Source organism: Streptomyces sp. NPDC016851, from assembly GCF_055562795.1.
Window position 1 is genome coordinate 1 of record NZ_JBVHEP010000031.1, and the last position, 14,515, is coordinate 14,515.

Below are 14,515 nucleotides of genomic sequence, written 5' to 3' on the forward strand. Positions count from 1 at the left end.
GGCCGCCCCGGGGGCGCCCGCGTTTGCCCCGGCCGGGGCCCCCGCCCGGCCGCGGCGCCGGGGCTCCCGCCCCGGGGGTGGCGGGGCCCGGGGGGGGGGGGGGGGGGGGGGGCCCCCCCCCCCCCCCCCCCGCCGAAGGGGGAACAGAGGGAGGGCCCGAAGTGATGGCCGAGTTGGTGAAGGACGTGATGACCCCGGGTGTGGTCGCCGTACGCCCGGACGCCTCGCTCGTCGAGGCGGCGCAGTTGATGCGCACCCAGAACATCGGTGACGTGGTGGTGGCCGACGGGCAGGACGTGGTCGGCGTGCTCACCGACCGTGACATCACGGTACGGGCGGTGGCCGACGGGGCCGACCCGATGACGGTGAGCGCGCAGTCGGTGTGCACACCGGATCCGGTGACGGTGACGCCGGACGAGCGGGTGGCGACCGCGGCCGCGCTGATGCGCGAGCACGCGGTGCGCCGCCTGCCGGTGGTGGAGAACGGGCTGCCGGTCGGGATGGTGAGCCTCGGTGACCTGGCCGAGGCCGAGGATCCCGCCTCGGCGCTCGCCGACATCAGCCGCGCCGAACCGGACGCCCGGGGTGGTGTGTGAGTACCGACCAGGCGAAGGAGATCAGTGCCAGTGGCGTCACCGTGGACGTCGGTGACGCCACGACCCGCTACCTGCTGTACGGGCTGCTGCCCAGCTGGTTCGTGCCCGGGGTGGCCGACTGGGCGATGCACCGGCGGACCCGCATCGAGGAGACCGCGGGCACCAAGGAGTCGTTGATCCACTCGCTGATGATGGCCGAGGTCGGCATCCCGATCGCGCTGACGCTGCGCTACGAGGTCAACCCGCTGCTGCTGAGCGTGCAGCTGGGCGGGGCCGCGGTGCACGAGGCGACGGCGCTGTGGGACGTCCGTACGGCCGTCGACAGCGAGCGGGAGGTCAAGCCCATGGAGCAGCACATCCACAGCTTTCTGGAGTCGCTGCCGTTCGCGGCGCTGGCCTCCCTGATGTGCCTGCACGCCGACCAGGTGAAGTCGCTGCTGCGAGGCGGCCGCGGGGATCCCGACGCGTGGCGTCTGGTGCCGCGCCGGCGGCCGCTGTCGCGCGGCTATCTGGCGGGCATCGCCGCGGCGATCGGCACCTGTGTGCTGCTGCCGTACGGCGAGGAGTTGCTGCGGTGCGTGCGTACGGGCCGCGGGAACCGCAAGAAGGAGAAGCAGGCGAGGAGCGACGCGGCGCGCTGGAGCGCCGCCCGCTCCGGGAAAGGACGTTGAGCATCATGCGTATCGCATTTCTGGTGGCACCCGAGGGCGTCGAGCAGGTCGAGCTGACCGATCCGTGGCAGGCCGCGAAGGACGCCGGTCACGAGCCCGTGCTGGTGTCGACGAAGCAGGGGGAGATCCAGGCGTTCAACCACCTCGACAAGGCGGACACCTTCCCCGTGGACGAGGTCGTGGGCGAGGCCGCGCCGGGCTCGTTCGGCGCTCTGGTGCTGCCGGGCGGCGTGGCCAACCCGGACTTCCTGCGGATGGACGACAAGGCCGTCGCGTTCGTCCGGGACTTCTTCGAGCAGGGCCGGCCCGTGGCCGCGATCTGCCACGCGCCGTGGACCCTGGTCGAGGCGGACGTCGTACGCGGCCGGGTGCTGACCTCGTGGCCGAGCCTGCGGACCGACATCCGCAACGCGGGCGGCACCTGGGTCGACGAGCAGGTGCAGGTCTGTGACCACGGCGCCAACAAGCTGGTCACCAGCCGTAAGCCGGACGACCTGAAGGCGTTCTGCGAGACCTTCCTCGACGTCTTCGCCGAGGAGGCCGCCTGATGGCCTCGCCCGCCGACCGGAAACAGGAACAGCGCGAGGCCTTCAAGGCGGACGATCCGGCCGGCGGGCCGCTCACCACCGACCAGGGAGTCGAGGTCGACCACACCGACGACTCCCTGGCCGCGGGCGAGCGCGGTCCCACGCTGATGGAGGACTTCCACTTCCGGGAGAAGCTCACCCGCTTCGACCACGAGCGGATCCCGGAGCGGGTGGTGCACGCGCGGGGCGCGGGGGCGTACGGCTACTTCGAACCGTACGAGTCCTGCGCGGAGTTCACCCGTGCGGCGTTCCTCCAGGACCCGGCCGTGCGCACGCCCGTGTTCGTACGGTTCTCGACCGTGCAGGGCCCCAAGGGCTCGGCGGACACCGTGCGGGACGTGCGCGGCTTCGCGACCAAGTTCTACACGTCCGAGGGCAACTACGACCTGGTCGGGAACAACTTCCCCGTCTTCTTCATCCAGGACGGCGTCAAGTTCCCCGACTTCGTGCACGCGGTGAAGCCCGAGCCGCACAACGACATCCCGACGGGCGCGTCCGCGCACGACACCCTGTGGGACTTCGTGTCGCTCCAGCCCGAGACGCTGCACGCGATCATGTGGCTGATGTCGGACCGGGCGATCCCGCGCAGCTACCGCATGATGCAGGGCTTCGGCGTGCACACCTTCCGGTTCGTCAACGCGGACGGCAAGGGCACGTTCGTGAAGTTCCACTGGAAGCCGCGGCTCGGCGTGCACTCGCTGGTGTGGGACGAGGCGCAGGAGTGCCAGGGCCGCGACCCGGACTTCAACCGGCGTGACCTGTGGGACGCGATCGAGGCGGGCGAGTACCCCGAGTGGGAACTGGGCGTGCAACTCGTGCCGGAGGAGGACGAGTTCGCGTTCGACTTCGATCTGCTCGACCCGACGAAGATCATTCCGGAGGAGCAGGTGCCGGTGCGGCCGATCGGCCGGATGGTGCTGGACCGCAACCCGGAGAACTTCTTCGCGGAGACCGAGCAGGTCGCCTTCCACACGGCGAACGTCGTCCCCGGCATCGACTTCACCAACGACCCGCTGCTCCAGGCGCGGAACTTCTCCTACCTGGACACCCAGCTGATCCGGCTCGGCGGGCCCAACTTCTCGCAGCTGCCGGTGAACCGGCCGGTCGCGCCGGTGCGCAACAACCAGCGCGACGGCTATCACCAGAGCGCGATCCACTCCGGCACGAACTACTTCCCGAACTCGCTCGGCGGGGGCTGCCCGGCCCACGCGGGCGCCGGGGGAAGTGCGTACACGCATTACGCCGAACGGGTGGACGGCCACAAGATCCGGCGCCGCAGTCCCAGCTTCCAGGACCACCACAGCCAGCCCGCGCTGTTCTGGAACAGCATGGCGGACTGGGAGAAGCAGCACATCGTCGAGGCGTTCCGCTTCGAGCTCGGCAAGGTGGGCGCGATGACCGTGCGGGCACGTACGGTCGAGCACCTGGCCAAGGTCGACGGGGACCTGGCGGTGCAGGTGGCACGGGGTGTCGGGGTGCCGGAGCCGTCCACTGCGGAGGCCGCGTCCAAGTCTGCCTCCCCCGCGCTCAGCCTGGAGTCGCTGCGCGGGGACGGTTCGATCCGGACCCGGCAGATCGCGGTACTGGTCACCGACGGCGTGGACGCCGAGCAGATCACCTCCGTGCGGGAGCGGCTGGCCGCCGAGGGGGCGATCGTCGAGGCGCTGGCCCCGACGGACGGGACGATCACCGGGTCCGACGGCGAGACCTACGCCGTCGACCGTGCGCTGCCGACCGTGGCGTCCGTGCTGTACGACGCCGTGCTGCTGCCCGGCGGGCCCGTCGGCACCCCGCCGACGGCGGCCGATCCGGACGCGGTGCGGTTCGTGCGGGACGCCTACCGGCACGGCAAGCCGGTGGGCGCACTCGGCTCGGGCGTGGGCGTCCTGTCGGCCCTGGAGCCCGAGGGCCTGCGGCTGTCGACGGAGTTCCACCGCGTGGTCACGGACCAGGGCGTGGTGACGGACACGTCCCCGGGCCCGGCGAGCGAGGAGTTCCTGAACGCGCTCTGCGCCGCGATCGCGGCACACCGCCACTGGGGACGTGCGCCGGTGCGGCACTGAGCCCGGGGCCGGGGGCAGGGCCGGGCCGCGCTTGTGGGGGCGCGGCCCGGCTCGCTTTGTGCTGCGAGGGGGGCGTCTCGTGGTGTGGCGGGTGGGGAGGCGGCTCGGGTTGTGCCGGTTGGGGGGGCGGGCTCGGTTGTGCCGGTTGGGAAGGCGGTTCGGGTTGTGCCGGTTGGGTGGCGGGCTCGGGTTGTGCCGATGCCGGCCCGTTCGCGATGCGCCGGTGCGGGCGGGGTCGCGCGCTGTGCGGTGCGGGCCAGGTCACGCCGGTGCGGGGCAGCTCGCCTCATGGCGACGCGAACCCGGTCGTGACGGGCGGTGCCGACCCGGGCACGAAGCGCCAGCGGGGCCGGGGCTCGTTTTTGAGTGGTGGTGCGGACCGGGTGGCGGCGCGCGGAGCAGCTTCCCTCATGCCGATGCGAACCCGGTCGTGACGGGCGGTGCCGACTCGAGCGCGAAGCGCCGACGGGTCCGGGGTCCCCTTGTGCGGTGTGCGCCAGGTCGGGCTGCGCCGGTGCGGGTCGGGGGCGCGAGGTGCCGCTGCCGACCGAGTCGCGTTGTGCCGCTGCCGGCCGGGGCGCGAGGTGCCGGGTGCCGACCCGGGGCACGAGATGCCGGTGCCGACCCGGGGCGCGTTCTGCCGCTGCCCGCCGGGGCGCGTCGCTTCCGTGCTGGTCCGGCAGGGTCACGTGCCGGGGGTCGTGGGCGTCGTCGACTCCCCGCTTCCCCGTTCCCGGGCGCCTTCGCGGGTGCGGCCCGCAGCCACCGGGCGGCGTGGGTTGCGGCGCAGGAACTCGCCCTCCAGCTGCGCCATGCGCTCGTTGTGGGCCCGCAGCGCGTCGTTCGAGCCGTAGAGCAGCGTGTCGTGGCGCGTGCGGTGGATGGTCTCCAGCTCCTTCATGAGCTGCTGGTCGTCCAGCCGGTCAGGGTCCACTCCGGTCATGGTGTTGCCCCGCTCGTCGTGTTCGTTCATGTGGTCCGGGTACCCGCCCGGGGAGCAACTGAGCACTACCCCCGAGCGGCATCCGGGAGGGAGCCATGGATCTCGCCTTTCTGCACCCACTGTACGAACACCCCGGGCCTTGGGCCTCGGTGTACGTCGACACCTCCCGGCATACGGAGGCCACCCCCCACGAGCGGCAGCTCACGGCCCAGGCGATGGCCAGGCAGCTGGCCGACCAGGGCGCGGACGAGGCGACCTGCCGGGCCGTGCAGAGCGCGATCGAGGACCTGCGGCACTCTTCGGAACCGCATGGCCGGGCCCTGTTCGCCCGTGCCGGCGAGGTGGTCCTCGACCCGCCGCTGGCCCGTCCTCCGCAGGGCGGCGACTGGGCCGAATGGGCCCCGCTGCCGCGGGTGACGCCGCTGCTGGAGCTGGCCGGCGAGGACCCGGTGTGCGTGGTGGCGTACGTCGACCGCAAGGGCGCGGACTTCGAGCTGCGCAGCGCACTGGGCCGTGAGGACGCGGGAAGCGTCACCGGGCGTCAGTGGCCGGTGCACCGGACGAGCTCCGTGGACTGGTCCGAGCGGCATTTCCAGCTGCGGGTGGAGAACACCTGGGAGCACAACGCCGCGGAGATCGCCGACGCGCTCGCCGTGTGCCAGGAGGAGACCCGCGCCGACCTGCTGATTCTCGTCGGCGACGACCGTGAGCGGCGGTCCGTGCACGAGCGGCTGCCCAAGCGGCTGCACGACCTCGTCGTCGAGGCGCCGCACGGCACCGGCAGCCGGCTCCTCGACGACGACGTGGAGCGGGCCCGCGCCGAGCACGTGGCGCGGCGGGCCGAGGCGGAGCTGGAGCGGTTCCTGGCCGCCCGGAACCCGGACGACGAGGGCCGTGCCGGAGCCGTGGAGGGCGTGCCCGCGCTGATCGAGGCGGCGCGCGAGCGCCGCATCGACGAGCTGCTGATCAGGCCGGACGGCCCGGACGCGCACCGCGAGGTGTGGATCGGCGAGGACCCGGACCAGGTCGCGGTGCGGCGTACGGACCTGAAGATCCTCGGCGAGCAGCACTCCTGGCCGGCCCGGGCGGACGACGCGCTGATCCGGTCGGCCGTGGCGACGGACGCGGCGGCACTGGCCGTTGCGGAGCGCGAGGTCCCGACGGGCGGTCTCGGGGCGCTGCTCCGCTGGAAGTGAGCGGGGAGCAGGGCCCCACACGGGCCGGCCCCCTACGGGCCGGCCCCTAGCGGGCCCGTTCCACCCTGCGTTCGTCCCAGACCGGGTCCGGGGTCTCCCGGACCCGGCCGTCGCTGCCGAAGACCAGGTAGCGGTCGAAGGAGCGGGCGAACCAGCGGTCGTGCGTGACCGCGAGGACCGTGCCCTCGAAGGCCTCCAGACCCTCCTGGAGTGCCTCCGCGGACTCCAGGTCCAGGTTGTCGGTCGGCTCGTCGAGCAGCAGCGCCGTCACGCCCTGGAGCTCCAGCAGGAGGATCTGGAAGCGGGCCTGCTGACCGCCGGACAGGCGGTCGAACGTCTGCTCGGCCTGGTTCGTCAGCTCGTAGCGGCGCAGCCGGGACATCGCGGCGCCGCGGTCCTGTGCGTGTTCCGTCCACAGGATGTCGAGCAGTGTGCGGCCCTCCAGCTCCGGGTGCGCGTGCGTCTGCGCGAAGTGCCCGGGGACGACCCGGGCTCCCAGTTTCCAGTGGCCCGTGTGCGCCACGTCGCCGCCGGCGAGCAGGCGCAGGAAGTGGGACTTGCCGGAGCCGTTGGAGCCGAGGACGGCGACGCGTTCGCCGTAGAAGACCTCCAGGTCGAAGGGCTTCATCAGGCCGGTGAGTTCGAGTCCTTCGCAGGTGACGGCCCGGACGCCGGTGCGGCCGCCCTTGAGCCGCATCCTGATGTCCTGTTCGCGGGGCGGCTCGGGCGGCGGGCCGGCCTCCTCGAACTTGCGCAGCCGGGTCTGGGCGGCGGCGTAGCGAGAGGCCATCTCATGGCTGATGGCGGCGGCTTGACGGAGCGTCAGCACCAGCTTCTTCAGCTGGGCGTGCTTCTCGTCCCAGCGCCTGCGCAGTTCCTCGAAGCGCTCGAACCGCTGCCGGCGGGCCTCGTGATACGTACCGAAACCACCGCCGTGCACCCAGGCGTCGGCGCCCGCGGGGCCGGGTTCCAGGGAGATGATCCGCTCGGCGGCGCGGGCGAGCAGTTCGCGGTCGTGGGAGACGAAGAGGACGGTCTTGCGGGTCTCGGCGAGCCGCTGCTCCAGCCAGCGCTTGCCGGGGACGTCGAGGTAGTTGTCGGGCTCGTCGAGGAGGAGCACCTCGTCGGTGCCGCGCAGGAGGGCCTCCAGGACGAGCCGTTTCTGCTCGCCGCCGGAGAGGGTGCGGACCTGGCGCCACTGTGCCTTCTCGTAGGGGATGCCGAGCGCGGCCGTGGTGCACATGTCCCACAGCGTCTCGGCCTCGTAGCCGCGGGCCTCGGCCCAGTCGGCGAGGGCCTGGGCGTATGCCAGCTGGGCGGCCTCGTCGTCGACGGTCATGAGGGCGTGCTCGGCGGTGTCCACGGCGTGGGCCGCCTCGCGGATGCGGGGGGTGGCGACGGACACGAGCAGGTCCCGTACGGTGCTCTCGTCGCGTACGGAGCCGACGAACTGCCGCATCACACCGAGTCCGCCGCTCACGGTGACGGTGCCGCCGTGCGGCTTGAGCTCACCGGCGAGCATGCGGAGCAGGGTCGTCTTCCCGGCCCCGTTGGGCCCCACGAGGGCGACGACGGCCCCCTCCCCCACCCGGAACGAGACGTCACCCAGCAGCGCCCTTCCGTCGGGCAGGTAGTACTCCAGATGCGCTGCTTCGAGGTGACCCATGCGTGCGATTCTGTGCGGCGGACGCCGCCCCGGGCAAACCCATTTCCGCGGGGCTGCGCACCCACCCGTCCCGGGTCACGACGGCCAGACGGTCAGACTTGCTCCAGAGGCCGGTGCGGCCCCGCGGGAAGGTCAACCGCGATCGCGTCGCCGGGGCGCACCACGCCCCCGTCCCGCACCACGCTCATGATCCCGGCCTTGCGCACGACGTTCCCCGCCTCGTCGCGCCCCACGACCCGCTTCAGCAGCCCGTCCTGGAAGAGGTCGATCTGCAGGCAGGGATTGCGCAGGCCGGTCACCTCCAGCACCGCGGTGTCGCCGATGCGCAGCAGCGTGCCGGCCGGCAGACCGAGCAGATCGATGCCCCGCGTGGTGATGTTCTCGCCGAGTTCGCCGGGCGCCACCTTGAACCCCTCCTCACCGACCTCCTCGAAGAGTTCCTCGTGCATGAGGTGCACCTGGCGCAGGTTCGGCTGGGTCGGATCCTGCGCGATGCGCGACCGGTGCTTGACCGTCACACCGGCGTGGACGTCCCCCTCCACACCGAGCCCGGCGAGCAGCCTGATGCTGTCCCGGTTCGGCTTGGTGAACGAGTACTCCCCGTTGCTGCTGACCGCAGTCACTCGCCCGCTCATTCCTCGGTTCCCCCTCTTCGGTCATGATGATCAGCCCTGAGCCTGCCCGTGGAGGGCCGGTGTGTCCACCCCCCTCCGGGTACCCGCACCCCATGACGCCCGCCGTCCCGCCCCGTCTGAGCCGCAGCGTGAACCACGGCACCCTGTGGTTCGCTGCCGCCGCCGCCCTCGCGGCGACCCGCACCCCCCGCGCCCGCCGCGCGGCGACCCGCGGCCTGGCCTCGCTCGGCCTCGCCTCCCTCACCGTCGGCGCGCTCGGCAAGGGCACCGTCCCAACGATGTGGCAGGTGAAGCGGCGACCGGCCGCCACCGCGTTCCCCTCCGGGCACGCCGCATCGGCCGCCGCCTTCGCGACCGGTGTCGCCCTGGAGTCCCCCGCCTGGGGCACGGTCGTCGTCCCGGTGGCCGCCTCCGTCGTCCTCGCCCGCGCCGACAGCGGCCCGCACGTCCCGGGCGACGTCCTGGCGGGCGCCGCCGTGGGCGTGGGCGCCGCGTTCGCCGTACGGGCCTTGGTGCCGACGCGGGGCCAGGTCGCCCCGCCGGCCCGGCCCCGCGCCGAGGTCCCGGCGCTGCCGGACGGCGAGGGACTCGTGCTGGTGGCGAACACCGGCGCGGGGAGCGCCGAGCGGGTCCGTGCCCTGCGGGACGCCCTCCCCCGGGCCGAGGTCGTCGAGTGCGAACCGGCGGACGTGCCCGCCGAGTTGGAGGAGGCGGCCACCCGCGCCCGGGTCCTCGGCGTGTGCGGCGGCGACGGCACCGTGAACGCCGCCGCCCGTGTGGCGCTCAGGACCCGCCTGCCGCTCGCCGTGCTGCCGGGCGGGACCCTGAACCACTTCGCCTACGACCTGGGCATCGAGGACGTACGCGATCTCGCCCGCGCGCTGCGTGCGGGCGACGCCGTGCGCGTGGACGTGGGCCGGTACTCCTGCGGCGGGGAGCACGGCGTCTTCCTCAACACGTGCAGTGTCGGCGTCTATCCGGAGCTCGTGCGCGAGCGGGAGCGCTGGTCGCACCGGATCGGCGGCTGGCCCGCCGGCGTGGTCGCGGCCCTGCGCGTACTGCGGGCCGACCGGCACCCGCTGGAGGCCGAAGTCCGGGGCCGTACGCATCCGTTGTGGCTGCTGTTCGCCGGGAACGGCACGTATCACCGCATGGGGCTGGCGCCGGGGCGGCGGAAGGACCTGGCGGACGGGCAGCTCGACGTGCGGGTCGTGCACGGCGGTCGCCGGCCGGCGGTCCGGCTGCTCGCCGCCGCCCTCGCGGGACCACTGACCCGCTCCCCCGCCCACGCCGCCGTCCAGGTGGGACGGCTGCAGCTGGATCACGTCGCGCCCGGCACGCTCCTCGCCTACGACGGTGAAGTCACCGAGGTGGAGGGCCGCGTGACCTTGGAGAAGCTGCCCGAGGCGCTGACCGTCTACCGGCCGGTCCCGTCCGACTGACACAGCGTCAGTCCATATGGCGGGAATGCGGTCTCAATATGCGGCCGGACTGCGTACGGTGATCCCATACCGACCCGATACGAAGGGGTGGGATCCGCCATGCCGGAACCACGGGAGACCGCCGTCTACACGCACGGGCACCACGAGTCGGTGCTCCGTTCGCACACCTGGCGGACCGCCGCCAACTCGGCCGCTTATCTGGTGCCGTCGCTCCGCCCCGACATGAAGATCCTGGACGTCGGGTGCGGGCCGGGCACCATCACCGCCGACCTGGCCGGGCTCGTGCCCGACGGGCATGTCACCGGCGTCGACCGGGAGCCGGAGATCCTGGAGCAGGCGCGCGCCACGGCCGCCGGGCGGGGGCTCGCCAACGTCGACTTCGCGGTCGCCGACGTGCACGCCCTGGAGTACCCGGACGCCACGTTCTGCGTGGTGCACGCCCACCAGGTGCTCCAGCACGTGGGCGATCCGGTGGGGGCCCTGCGCGAGATGAGGCGGGTGCTGAAGCCCGGCGGCCTGGTCGCCGTGCGGGACGCCGACTACAAGGCCATGACCTGGTTTCCGGCGTCCGAGGGGCTCGACGACTGGCTGGACCTCTACCGCCGGGTCGCCCGGGCCAACGGCGGCGAGCCGGACGCCGGGCGCCGGCTGAAGGCGTGGGCGCTGCGAGCCGGGTTCACGGACGTCACGGCGACCTCCGGCACCTGGACGTTCGCGACGCGGGAGGAGCGGACCTGGTGGAGCGGGCTGTGGGCCGACCGGACGCTGGCGTCGGCGTACGCGGACCGGGCCCGGCAGGGCGGGCACGCGAGCGAGGCGGAGCTGCGGGCCGTGGCCGACGCCTGGCGGGAGTGGGGGCAAAGGGAGGACGGCTGGTTCAGTGTCCTGCACGGAGAAATTCTCTGTCGAAAGGACGCCTGAAACACGGATTCGGGGACACCCTAAAAGCAGGAGGTTCGAATTATGGTTCCCATCCTGCTGGTGCTGCTTCTGGCGTTGGTTCTGTTCGGCGCCGGATTTGCAGTGAAGGTTCTCTGGTGGATCGCGCTCGCGGTTCTCGTTCTGTGGCTGCTGGGATTCTTCGTCCGTGGTACGTCGGCAGCCGGAGGCAGGGGCCGCTGGTACAGGTGGTGAATTAGCCCCCGTCGCGGGGCAGCAGCGGTCCGAGCGGCCCGAGGTCCAGATTGAGGTCCTCGGGCCGCAGTCCGTAGCGGTCGCGCAGTTCCGCCATCCGCTCCTCCAGCAGCATCAGCGTGAGGCCGATCCGCTCCTCCTGGTCCTCGCTCAGATCCCCCACGTCGAACCGGCGCAGCGCCTGGCGCTCCATGAGCTGGCGCAGCAACTCCACCACCGTGAGCACGAGTTTGACCAGGTCACGCTCGACAGTGTCGGGTTCCAGGTCCAGCCGGTTGCGGCGCGGCCGCGGGTCCTGCGCGGGCTGGTCGGACGACGTCACAGCAACTCCTCGAACGGGGATGGCACCTGGGCGTTCACCGAGCTGATGAGCGCGTTGAGGTCGATACGGACGAGGTCGACGTCGGCGATGCGCAGCGTGATGTCCCCCGTGATCACGACGCCGCCGGCGAGCAGCCGGTCGAGCAGGTCCACGAGGGCGACCTCACGGCGTTCCACTACGGTCACGGCTTCTTCCCGTCGGTCATGTGGTCTCCCCGGCGAACGAATAGGCCGCCCAGGGGCCGGTGAGTTCGACACGCATTCCGGGCAGCTCGCCCTTCGTCCGGTCGACCATTTCCACGAATTCCTCGGAATGCGAGCGCGGCACGAGATAGGCGGCGTTCAGTACGTTCCGCCCGGTCGCCTTGGAAAGCGCGGGATTCTGCGGGGGATGCAGCCGGGAATCCTCCGCGAATTCGGAAAGCTTTTCGTGCAGTCGGGTGGAAAAGCTTTCCGCCTTCTGCCACATCTCCTCGTGCGACCGGGTCTGCATACGCCGCTGCCGCAGGTAGTCGCGGCCCGACGTGGCTTTCTGCGCGGGCTGGGCGCTCTCCTGCGGCTCGGACTCGGCGTACACCTTCACGCCCCACTCGACCCGGCCCTCCAGCCGGTCGAGGGTGCGCCGGAAATCCTCTTCGCGGGCCTCGATCATGGTCCGCACGCCGCTGTCGTCGCGGAAGACGGTGCCCAGGCGCAGCGGCAGCGGGGTCGTGACGGTGGTGAGCGCGTCGATCACGCCCTGGTGGGCGCGGGCGGTCGCGGTGAGCCAGTCCAGGTCCTCCAGATGGGCGTGGAGCGGTTCCTCCGCGAAGTCCCGCTCCGGTACATGGCTCACCACGGCCACGAGGCCGTGGTGGGTGAGCGCTCTGGGCGGATCACCCGCCACACCCGACAGCTGGGACTGGAGCGGCGTACCGAAGGGGCGGCAGACGGCGTAGACGTACCGCAGTCCGGTCACGGTGCCTCCTTCTTCTGCGCACGGCCGGGCTCCAGTTCCTCCAGCCGGGCCAGCCTCTCGCGCAACTCGGCGTTCTCACGGGTCAGTTCATCACGGCGGGCCCGCGAGCTCAGTGCCGGGTCGGTCTCCCACCAGTCGATGCCCATCTCCTTCGCCTTGTCCACGGAGGCGACGATCAAACGCAGCTTGATGGTGAGGAGTTCGATGTCGAGCAGGTTGATGCGGATGTCGCCCGCGATGACGATGCCCTTGTCGAGCACCCGTTCCAGGATGTCGGCGAGGTTGGCGCCGCTTCCGTGGCCGTAGGGTTCGGGCATCCTGCTGGGCGTTGTCATCGGCGGCTCCCGCCTTCGGCGTACTCGTCCTCGTCGGCCTCGTCCTCCTCGTACGCCCCTTCAGGCTCTTCGGCCTCTTCCTCGGGCTCCTCCTCGTCGTCGTACTCGCCCTCGGCTTCGTCCTCGTACTCGCCCTCAGGCTCCTCCTCGCCTTCCTCCTCCGGCTCCTCCTCGTCGTACTGGTCCTCGGCCTCCTCGGACTCCTCCTCGGCAAGCGCGTCCTCGTGACTGCGGACGACCTCGCCGTCGCGGATCTCGCCGCGCCAGCTGTCCTCGGCCTCACCCTTGATCGTGATGAAGCGGACATAGTTCTTCAGGTCGAGCCGGGCACGGCGGCCCTGGGCGCGCCAGATGTTGCCGGTCTTCTCGAACAGGCCCGTGGGGTAGTACTCGATGACCAGCAGGACCCGGGTGAGGTTGTCGGCGAGGCGGTGGAAGGAGACCACGCCCTTCGTCGTGCCCTTGGCACCTTCCGACGTCCAGGCGATGCGGTCGTCGGGCACCTGCTCCGTCGTCTGCGCCTTCCAGCTCCGGTTGGACCAGAAGACCTTCAACTGCCAGTCGGAGTGTGTGTCGTCGGCCTTGTTCGCCGCCTTGACACCTTTCGCGAAGGTGCTGAAGTCCTGGTACTGGGTCCACTGGTCGTACGCCGTGCGCAGCGGCACGCCGACATCGATGTGCTCGATGATGACGGTGGGCTTCTTGCCCGCCGAGCGCTTGCGTTTGCCCTTGCCGCCGCCCAGGCTCTTGAAGGCGCCTGTGACCTTGTCCTTGAGGCTCGACCCGCCGGTCTCCAGGGCGGCGCGCAGCGGGCCCTTGCCCTCGGCGAGCTTGCGGCCTCCGTCGAGGGCGAGCTTGGCGAAGCCGGGACTGTTGCCCTCGGCGATGTCGTTCAGTCTGTTGGTGGTCTCACCGAGCTTGCGGCCCACGCCGGTCAGCATGCGGGTGGCCTGCGCGGCGACGTACTCCTGCAACTCGGCCTTCAGCCGGTCGGCGGCCTCGCTGTGGGCCACGTCGGTGAGCGGGTTCTTCGTCGCTCCGTTTGCGGCGGAGGTCGCAGATCCGAGCGCGTCGGTCATCCCTCACCGCCTCCCTTCGGCAGCCGGGCCCGGGAGCTGCCGCCCCTGTTCCCGGCGGAGGTCGCCTTCTTCGCGGCCGTGGTCTTCTTCGCCGCCGCGTTCCGGCCCGCCGACTTCTTGGCGGGGGCCTTCCTCGCGGGGGCGTTCTTGCCGGTGGCCTTCTTCGCCGCCTTCTTCGCGGGCGCATTCTTGGCCGAGGCCTTCTTCGCCGCCTCCTTCGGGGCCGGCCCGGGCTCCTCGTCCTCGTCCGGCCCGGAGTCCTCGGGCTCCTCGTCCTCGGCGTCTTCGGCATCGGCGTCGCCGCCGGGCACGACACCCGACAACTGGTCGCGCACCTGGGCCGTCCGGCCGTGCAGCCGGTCGGCGACGGCGTCGAGCTGACGCTCGACCATGGCACCGGAGGCCGCCTTGCCGACGCCGCGCAGGTCCTGCCGGAGCTGGTCGCCGATCTCCTTGAACTGCGGGTTGTTCCGCAGTTGCTGCTGGACCAGGTCCGCGACCATGCGCGGGCTCAGGTTCATCTTCTTCCCGGCCACCAGGCCGCCGACGGCCACCGCCATCTTGAGTTTCTTGGTCCGTCCCAGGAGGTATCCGGCCCCCACGGCGAGACCCAGTCCCACTCGGTTCATTGTGTTGTCCCGTTGCCCGTTCCCGCGCTCCCGCGCGAAGCGATCTCCAACCGGTCGAGGAGTTCGTCCTCGAGGTGGTCGAACTCCTCCTCCGTGATCTCACCGGCCTCCAGCTGCTCCTCCAGCCGGGCCAGTTCGGCCCGGATGGTGGCGGGGTCGTAGTAGATCCGCTCGGCCTCCTGGACCACCTGTCTGATGGCCCAGGCGCTGCCGCGCACGGGTGCGAACGGCAGCAGCAGTACCTCCGAGATCAGGCCCAC

Annotated in this window: 18 protein-coding genes; 8 read left to right on the top strand and 10 right to left on the bottom strand. The window is 71.8% G+C overall.

Going from position 1 to position 14,515, the window contains the following annotated elements; genetic code table 11:
* Positions 1 to 164 precede the first annotated feature (164 nt).
* Genes ACZ3I3_RS35555 through ACZ3I3_RS35570 form a run of 4 tightly spaced genes read left to right on the top strand, consistent with a single transcriptional unit; the run spans position 165 to position 3,917 of the window.
* The gene (locus ACZ3I3_RS35555; RefSeq protein WP_467371913.1) at positions 165 to 596 is read left to right on the top strand and encodes a CBS domain-containing protein; all 432 of its coding nucleotides are present in this window, start codon (positions 165 to 167) and stop codon (positions 594 to 596) included.
* Positions 593 to 1,267, top strand: coding sequence for a diguanylate cyclase (locus ACZ3I3_RS35560; RefSeq protein ID WP_467371915.1), 675 nt, complete (start codon positions 593 to 595; stop codon positions 1,265 to 1,267). Before ACZ3I3_RS35555 ends, ACZ3I3_RS35560 begins: the two co-directional genes overlap by 4 nt.
* Before the next feature lie 5 nt (positions 1,268 to 1,272).
* Positions 1,273 to 1,815: a type 1 glutamine amidotransferase domain-containing protein gene (locus ACZ3I3_RS35565; protein ID WP_467371917.1), complete on the top strand. Its 543-nt coding sequence runs from the start codon at positions 1,273 to 1,275 to the stop codon at positions 1,813 to 1,815.
* The gene (locus ACZ3I3_RS35570; protein WP_467371919.1) at positions 1,815 to 3,917 is read left to right on the top strand and encodes a catalase; all 2,103 of its coding nucleotides are present in this window, start codon (positions 1,815 to 1,817) and stop codon (positions 3,915 to 3,917) included. The genes ACZ3I3_RS35565 and ACZ3I3_RS35570 overlap by 1 nt, the downstream gene beginning before the upstream one ends.
* 685 nt (positions 3,918 to 4,602) lie before the next feature.
* Here ACZ3I3_RS35570 and ACZ3I3_RS35575 read toward each other — a convergent pair.
* Positions 4,603 to 4,890 carry a DUF6158 family protein gene (locus ACZ3I3_RS35575; protein ID WP_010038687.1) on the bottom strand — a complete coding sequence of 96 codons (288 nt, stop codon included), beginning with the start codon at positions 4,888 to 4,890 and terminating at the stop codon, positions 4,603 to 4,605.
* A 65-nt stretch (positions 4,891 to 4,955) separates the two neighbouring features.
* Between ACZ3I3_RS35575 and ACZ3I3_RS35580 the strand changes: the two genes are divergently transcribed.
* Positions 4,956 to 6,056 carry a baeRF2 domain-containing protein gene (locus ACZ3I3_RS35580; protein ID WP_467371921.1) on the top strand — a complete coding sequence of 367 codons (1,101 nt, stop codon included), beginning with the start codon at positions 4,956 to 4,958 and terminating at the stop codon, positions 6,054 to 6,056.
* A 46-nt stretch (positions 6,057 to 6,102) separates the two neighbouring features.
* Here ACZ3I3_RS35580 and ACZ3I3_RS35585 read toward each other — a convergent pair whose 3' ends face one another.
* Both ACZ3I3_RS35585 and ACZ3I3_RS35590 read right to left on the bottom strand, forming a co-directional pair.
* Positions 6,103 to 7,722 (bottom strand): ABC-F family ATP-binding cassette domain-containing protein, encoded by a 1,620-nt coding sequence (locus ACZ3I3_RS35585; RefSeq protein WP_467371923.1) that lies wholly within the window; start codon positions 7,720 to 7,722, stop codon positions 6,103 to 6,105.
* Between the two features lie 92 nt (positions 7,723 to 7,814).
* The gene (locus tag ACZ3I3_RS35590; RefSeq protein ID WP_467371925.1) at positions 7,815 to 8,357 is read right to left on the bottom strand and encodes an MOSC domain-containing protein; all 543 of its coding nucleotides are present in this window, start codon (positions 8,355 to 8,357) and stop codon (positions 7,815 to 7,817) included.
* A 92-nt stretch (positions 8,358 to 8,449) separates the two neighbouring features.
* Between ACZ3I3_RS35590 and ACZ3I3_RS35595 the strand changes: the two genes are divergently transcribed.
* From ACZ3I3_RS35595 to ACZ3I3_RS35605, 3 genes are all read left to right on the top strand, one after another.
* The gene (locus ACZ3I3_RS35595) at positions 8,450 to 9,799 is read left to right on the top strand and encodes a diacylglycerol/lipid kinase family protein (protein WP_467371927.1); all 1,350 of its coding nucleotides are present in this window, start codon (positions 8,450 to 8,452) and stop codon (positions 9,797 to 9,799) included.
* A 99-nt stretch (positions 9,800 to 9,898) separates the two neighbouring features.
* Positions 9,899 to 10,720 (top strand): class I SAM-dependent methyltransferase, encoded by an 822-nt coding sequence (locus tag ACZ3I3_RS35600; RefSeq protein WP_467371929.1) that lies wholly within the window; start codon positions 9,899 to 9,901, stop codon positions 10,718 to 10,720.
* A gap of 42 nt (positions 10,721 to 10,762) precedes the next feature.
* Positions 10,763 to 10,933, top strand: a complete 171-nt coding sequence (locus ACZ3I3_RS35605; RefSeq protein ID WP_020270859.1) for a hypothetical protein — start codon at positions 10,763 to 10,765, stop codon at positions 10,931 to 10,933.
* 1 nt (position 10,934) lies between these two features.
* Here ACZ3I3_RS35605 and ACZ3I3_RS35610 read toward each other — a convergent pair whose 3' ends face one another.
* Genes ACZ3I3_RS35610 through ACZ3I3_RS35640 form a run of 7 tightly spaced genes read right to left on the bottom strand, consistent with a single transcriptional unit; the run spans position 10,935 to position 14,515 of the window.
* Positions 10,935 to 11,255 (bottom strand): gas vesicle protein K, encoded by a 321-nt coding sequence (locus ACZ3I3_RS35610; RefSeq protein ID WP_356925355.1) that lies wholly within the window; start codon positions 11,253 to 11,255, stop codon positions 10,935 to 10,937.
* Positions 11,252 to 11,440, bottom strand: a complete 189-nt coding sequence (locus tag ACZ3I3_RS35615; protein ID WP_003994122.1) for a gas vesicle protein — start codon at positions 11,438 to 11,440, stop codon at positions 11,252 to 11,254. Before ACZ3I3_RS35615 ends, ACZ3I3_RS35610 begins: the two co-directional genes overlap by 4 nt.
* Positions 11,441 to 11,456: 16 nt before the next feature.
* The gene (locus ACZ3I3_RS35620; protein WP_467371932.1) at positions 11,457 to 12,212 is read right to left on the bottom strand and encodes a GvpL/GvpF family gas vesicle protein; all 756 of its coding nucleotides are present in this window, start codon (positions 12,210 to 12,212) and stop codon (positions 11,457 to 11,459) included.
* Entirely contained in the window at positions 12,209 to 12,547 is a 339-nt protein-coding gene (locus ACZ3I3_RS35625; RefSeq protein WP_086560744.1) for a gas vesicle protein, read from the bottom strand. Before ACZ3I3_RS35625 ends, ACZ3I3_RS35620 begins: the two co-directional genes overlap by 4 nt.
* Entirely contained in the window at positions 12,544 to 13,626 is a 1,083-nt protein-coding gene (locus ACZ3I3_RS35630; RefSeq protein WP_467371934.1) for an SRPBCC family protein, read from the bottom strand. Before ACZ3I3_RS35630 ends, ACZ3I3_RS35625 begins: the two co-directional genes overlap by 4 nt.
* Complete coding sequence (locus ACZ3I3_RS35635) at positions 13,623 to 14,255, bottom strand: DNA primase (RefSeq protein WP_467371936.1); 633 nt, start codon at positions 14,253 to 14,255, stop codon at positions 13,623 to 13,625. The genes ACZ3I3_RS35630 and ACZ3I3_RS35635 overlap by 4 nt, the downstream gene beginning before the upstream one ends.
* Positions 14,252 to 14,515 (bottom strand): gas vesicle protein GvpG, encoded by a 264-nt coding sequence (locus ACZ3I3_RS35640; RefSeq protein ID WP_467371938.1) that lies wholly within the window; start codon positions 14,513 to 14,515, stop codon positions 14,252 to 14,254. Before ACZ3I3_RS35640 ends, ACZ3I3_RS35635 begins: the two co-directional genes overlap by 4 nt.

Excerpts from the sequence above, each read along its gene's own strand:
- ACZ3I3_RS35555 (WP_467371913.1), top strand. The coding sequence starts at position 165 with ATGGCCGAGTTGGTGAAGGACGTGATGACCCCGGGTGTGGTCGCCGTA.
- ACZ3I3_RS35565 (WP_467371917.1), top strand. The coding sequence starts at position 1,273 with ATGCGTATCGCATTTCTGGTGGCACCCGAGGGCGTCGAGCAGGTCGAG.
- ACZ3I3_RS35570 (WP_467371919.1), top strand. The coding sequence starts at position 1,815 with ATGGCCTCGCCCGCCGACCGGAAACAGGAACAGCGCGAGGCCTTCAAG.
- ACZ3I3_RS35575 (WP_010038687.1), bottom strand. The coding sequence starts at position 4,890 with ATGAACGAACACGACGAGCGGGGCAACACCATGACCGGAGTGGACCCT.
- ACZ3I3_RS35580 (WP_467371921.1), top strand. The coding sequence starts at position 4,956 with ATGGATCTCGCCTTTCTGCACCCACTGTACGAACACCCCGGGCCTTGG.
- ACZ3I3_RS35585 (WP_467371923.1), bottom strand. The coding sequence starts at position 7,722 with ATGGGTCACCTCGAAGCAGCGCATCTGGAGTACTACCTGCCCGACGGA.
- ACZ3I3_RS35590 (WP_467371925.1), bottom strand. The coding sequence starts at position 8,357 with ATGAGCGGGCGAGTGACTGCGGTCAGCAGCAACGGGGAGTACTCGTTC.
- ACZ3I3_RS35595 (WP_467371927.1), top strand. The coding sequence starts at position 8,450 with ATGACGCCCGCCGTCCCGCCCCGTCTGAGCCGCAGCGTGAACCACGGC.
- ACZ3I3_RS35600 (WP_467371929.1), top strand. The coding sequence starts at position 9,899 with ATGCCGGAACCACGGGAGACCGCCGTCTACACGCACGGGCACCACGAG.
- ACZ3I3_RS35605 (WP_020270859.1), top strand. The coding sequence starts at position 10,763 with ATGGTTCCCATCCTGCTGGTGCTGCTTCTGGCGTTGGTTCTGTTCGGC.
- ACZ3I3_RS35625 (WP_086560744.1), bottom strand. The coding sequence starts at position 12,547 with ATGACAACGCCCAGCAGGATGCCCGAACCCTACGGCCACGGAAGCGGC.
- ACZ3I3_RS35630 (WP_467371934.1), bottom strand. The coding sequence starts at position 13,626 with ATGACCGACGCGCTCGGATCTGCGACCTCCGCCGCAAACGGAGCGACG.
- ACZ3I3_RS35635 (WP_467371936.1), bottom strand. The coding sequence starts at position 14,255 with ATGAACCGAGTGGGACTGGGTCTCGCCGTGGGGGCCGGATACCTCCTG.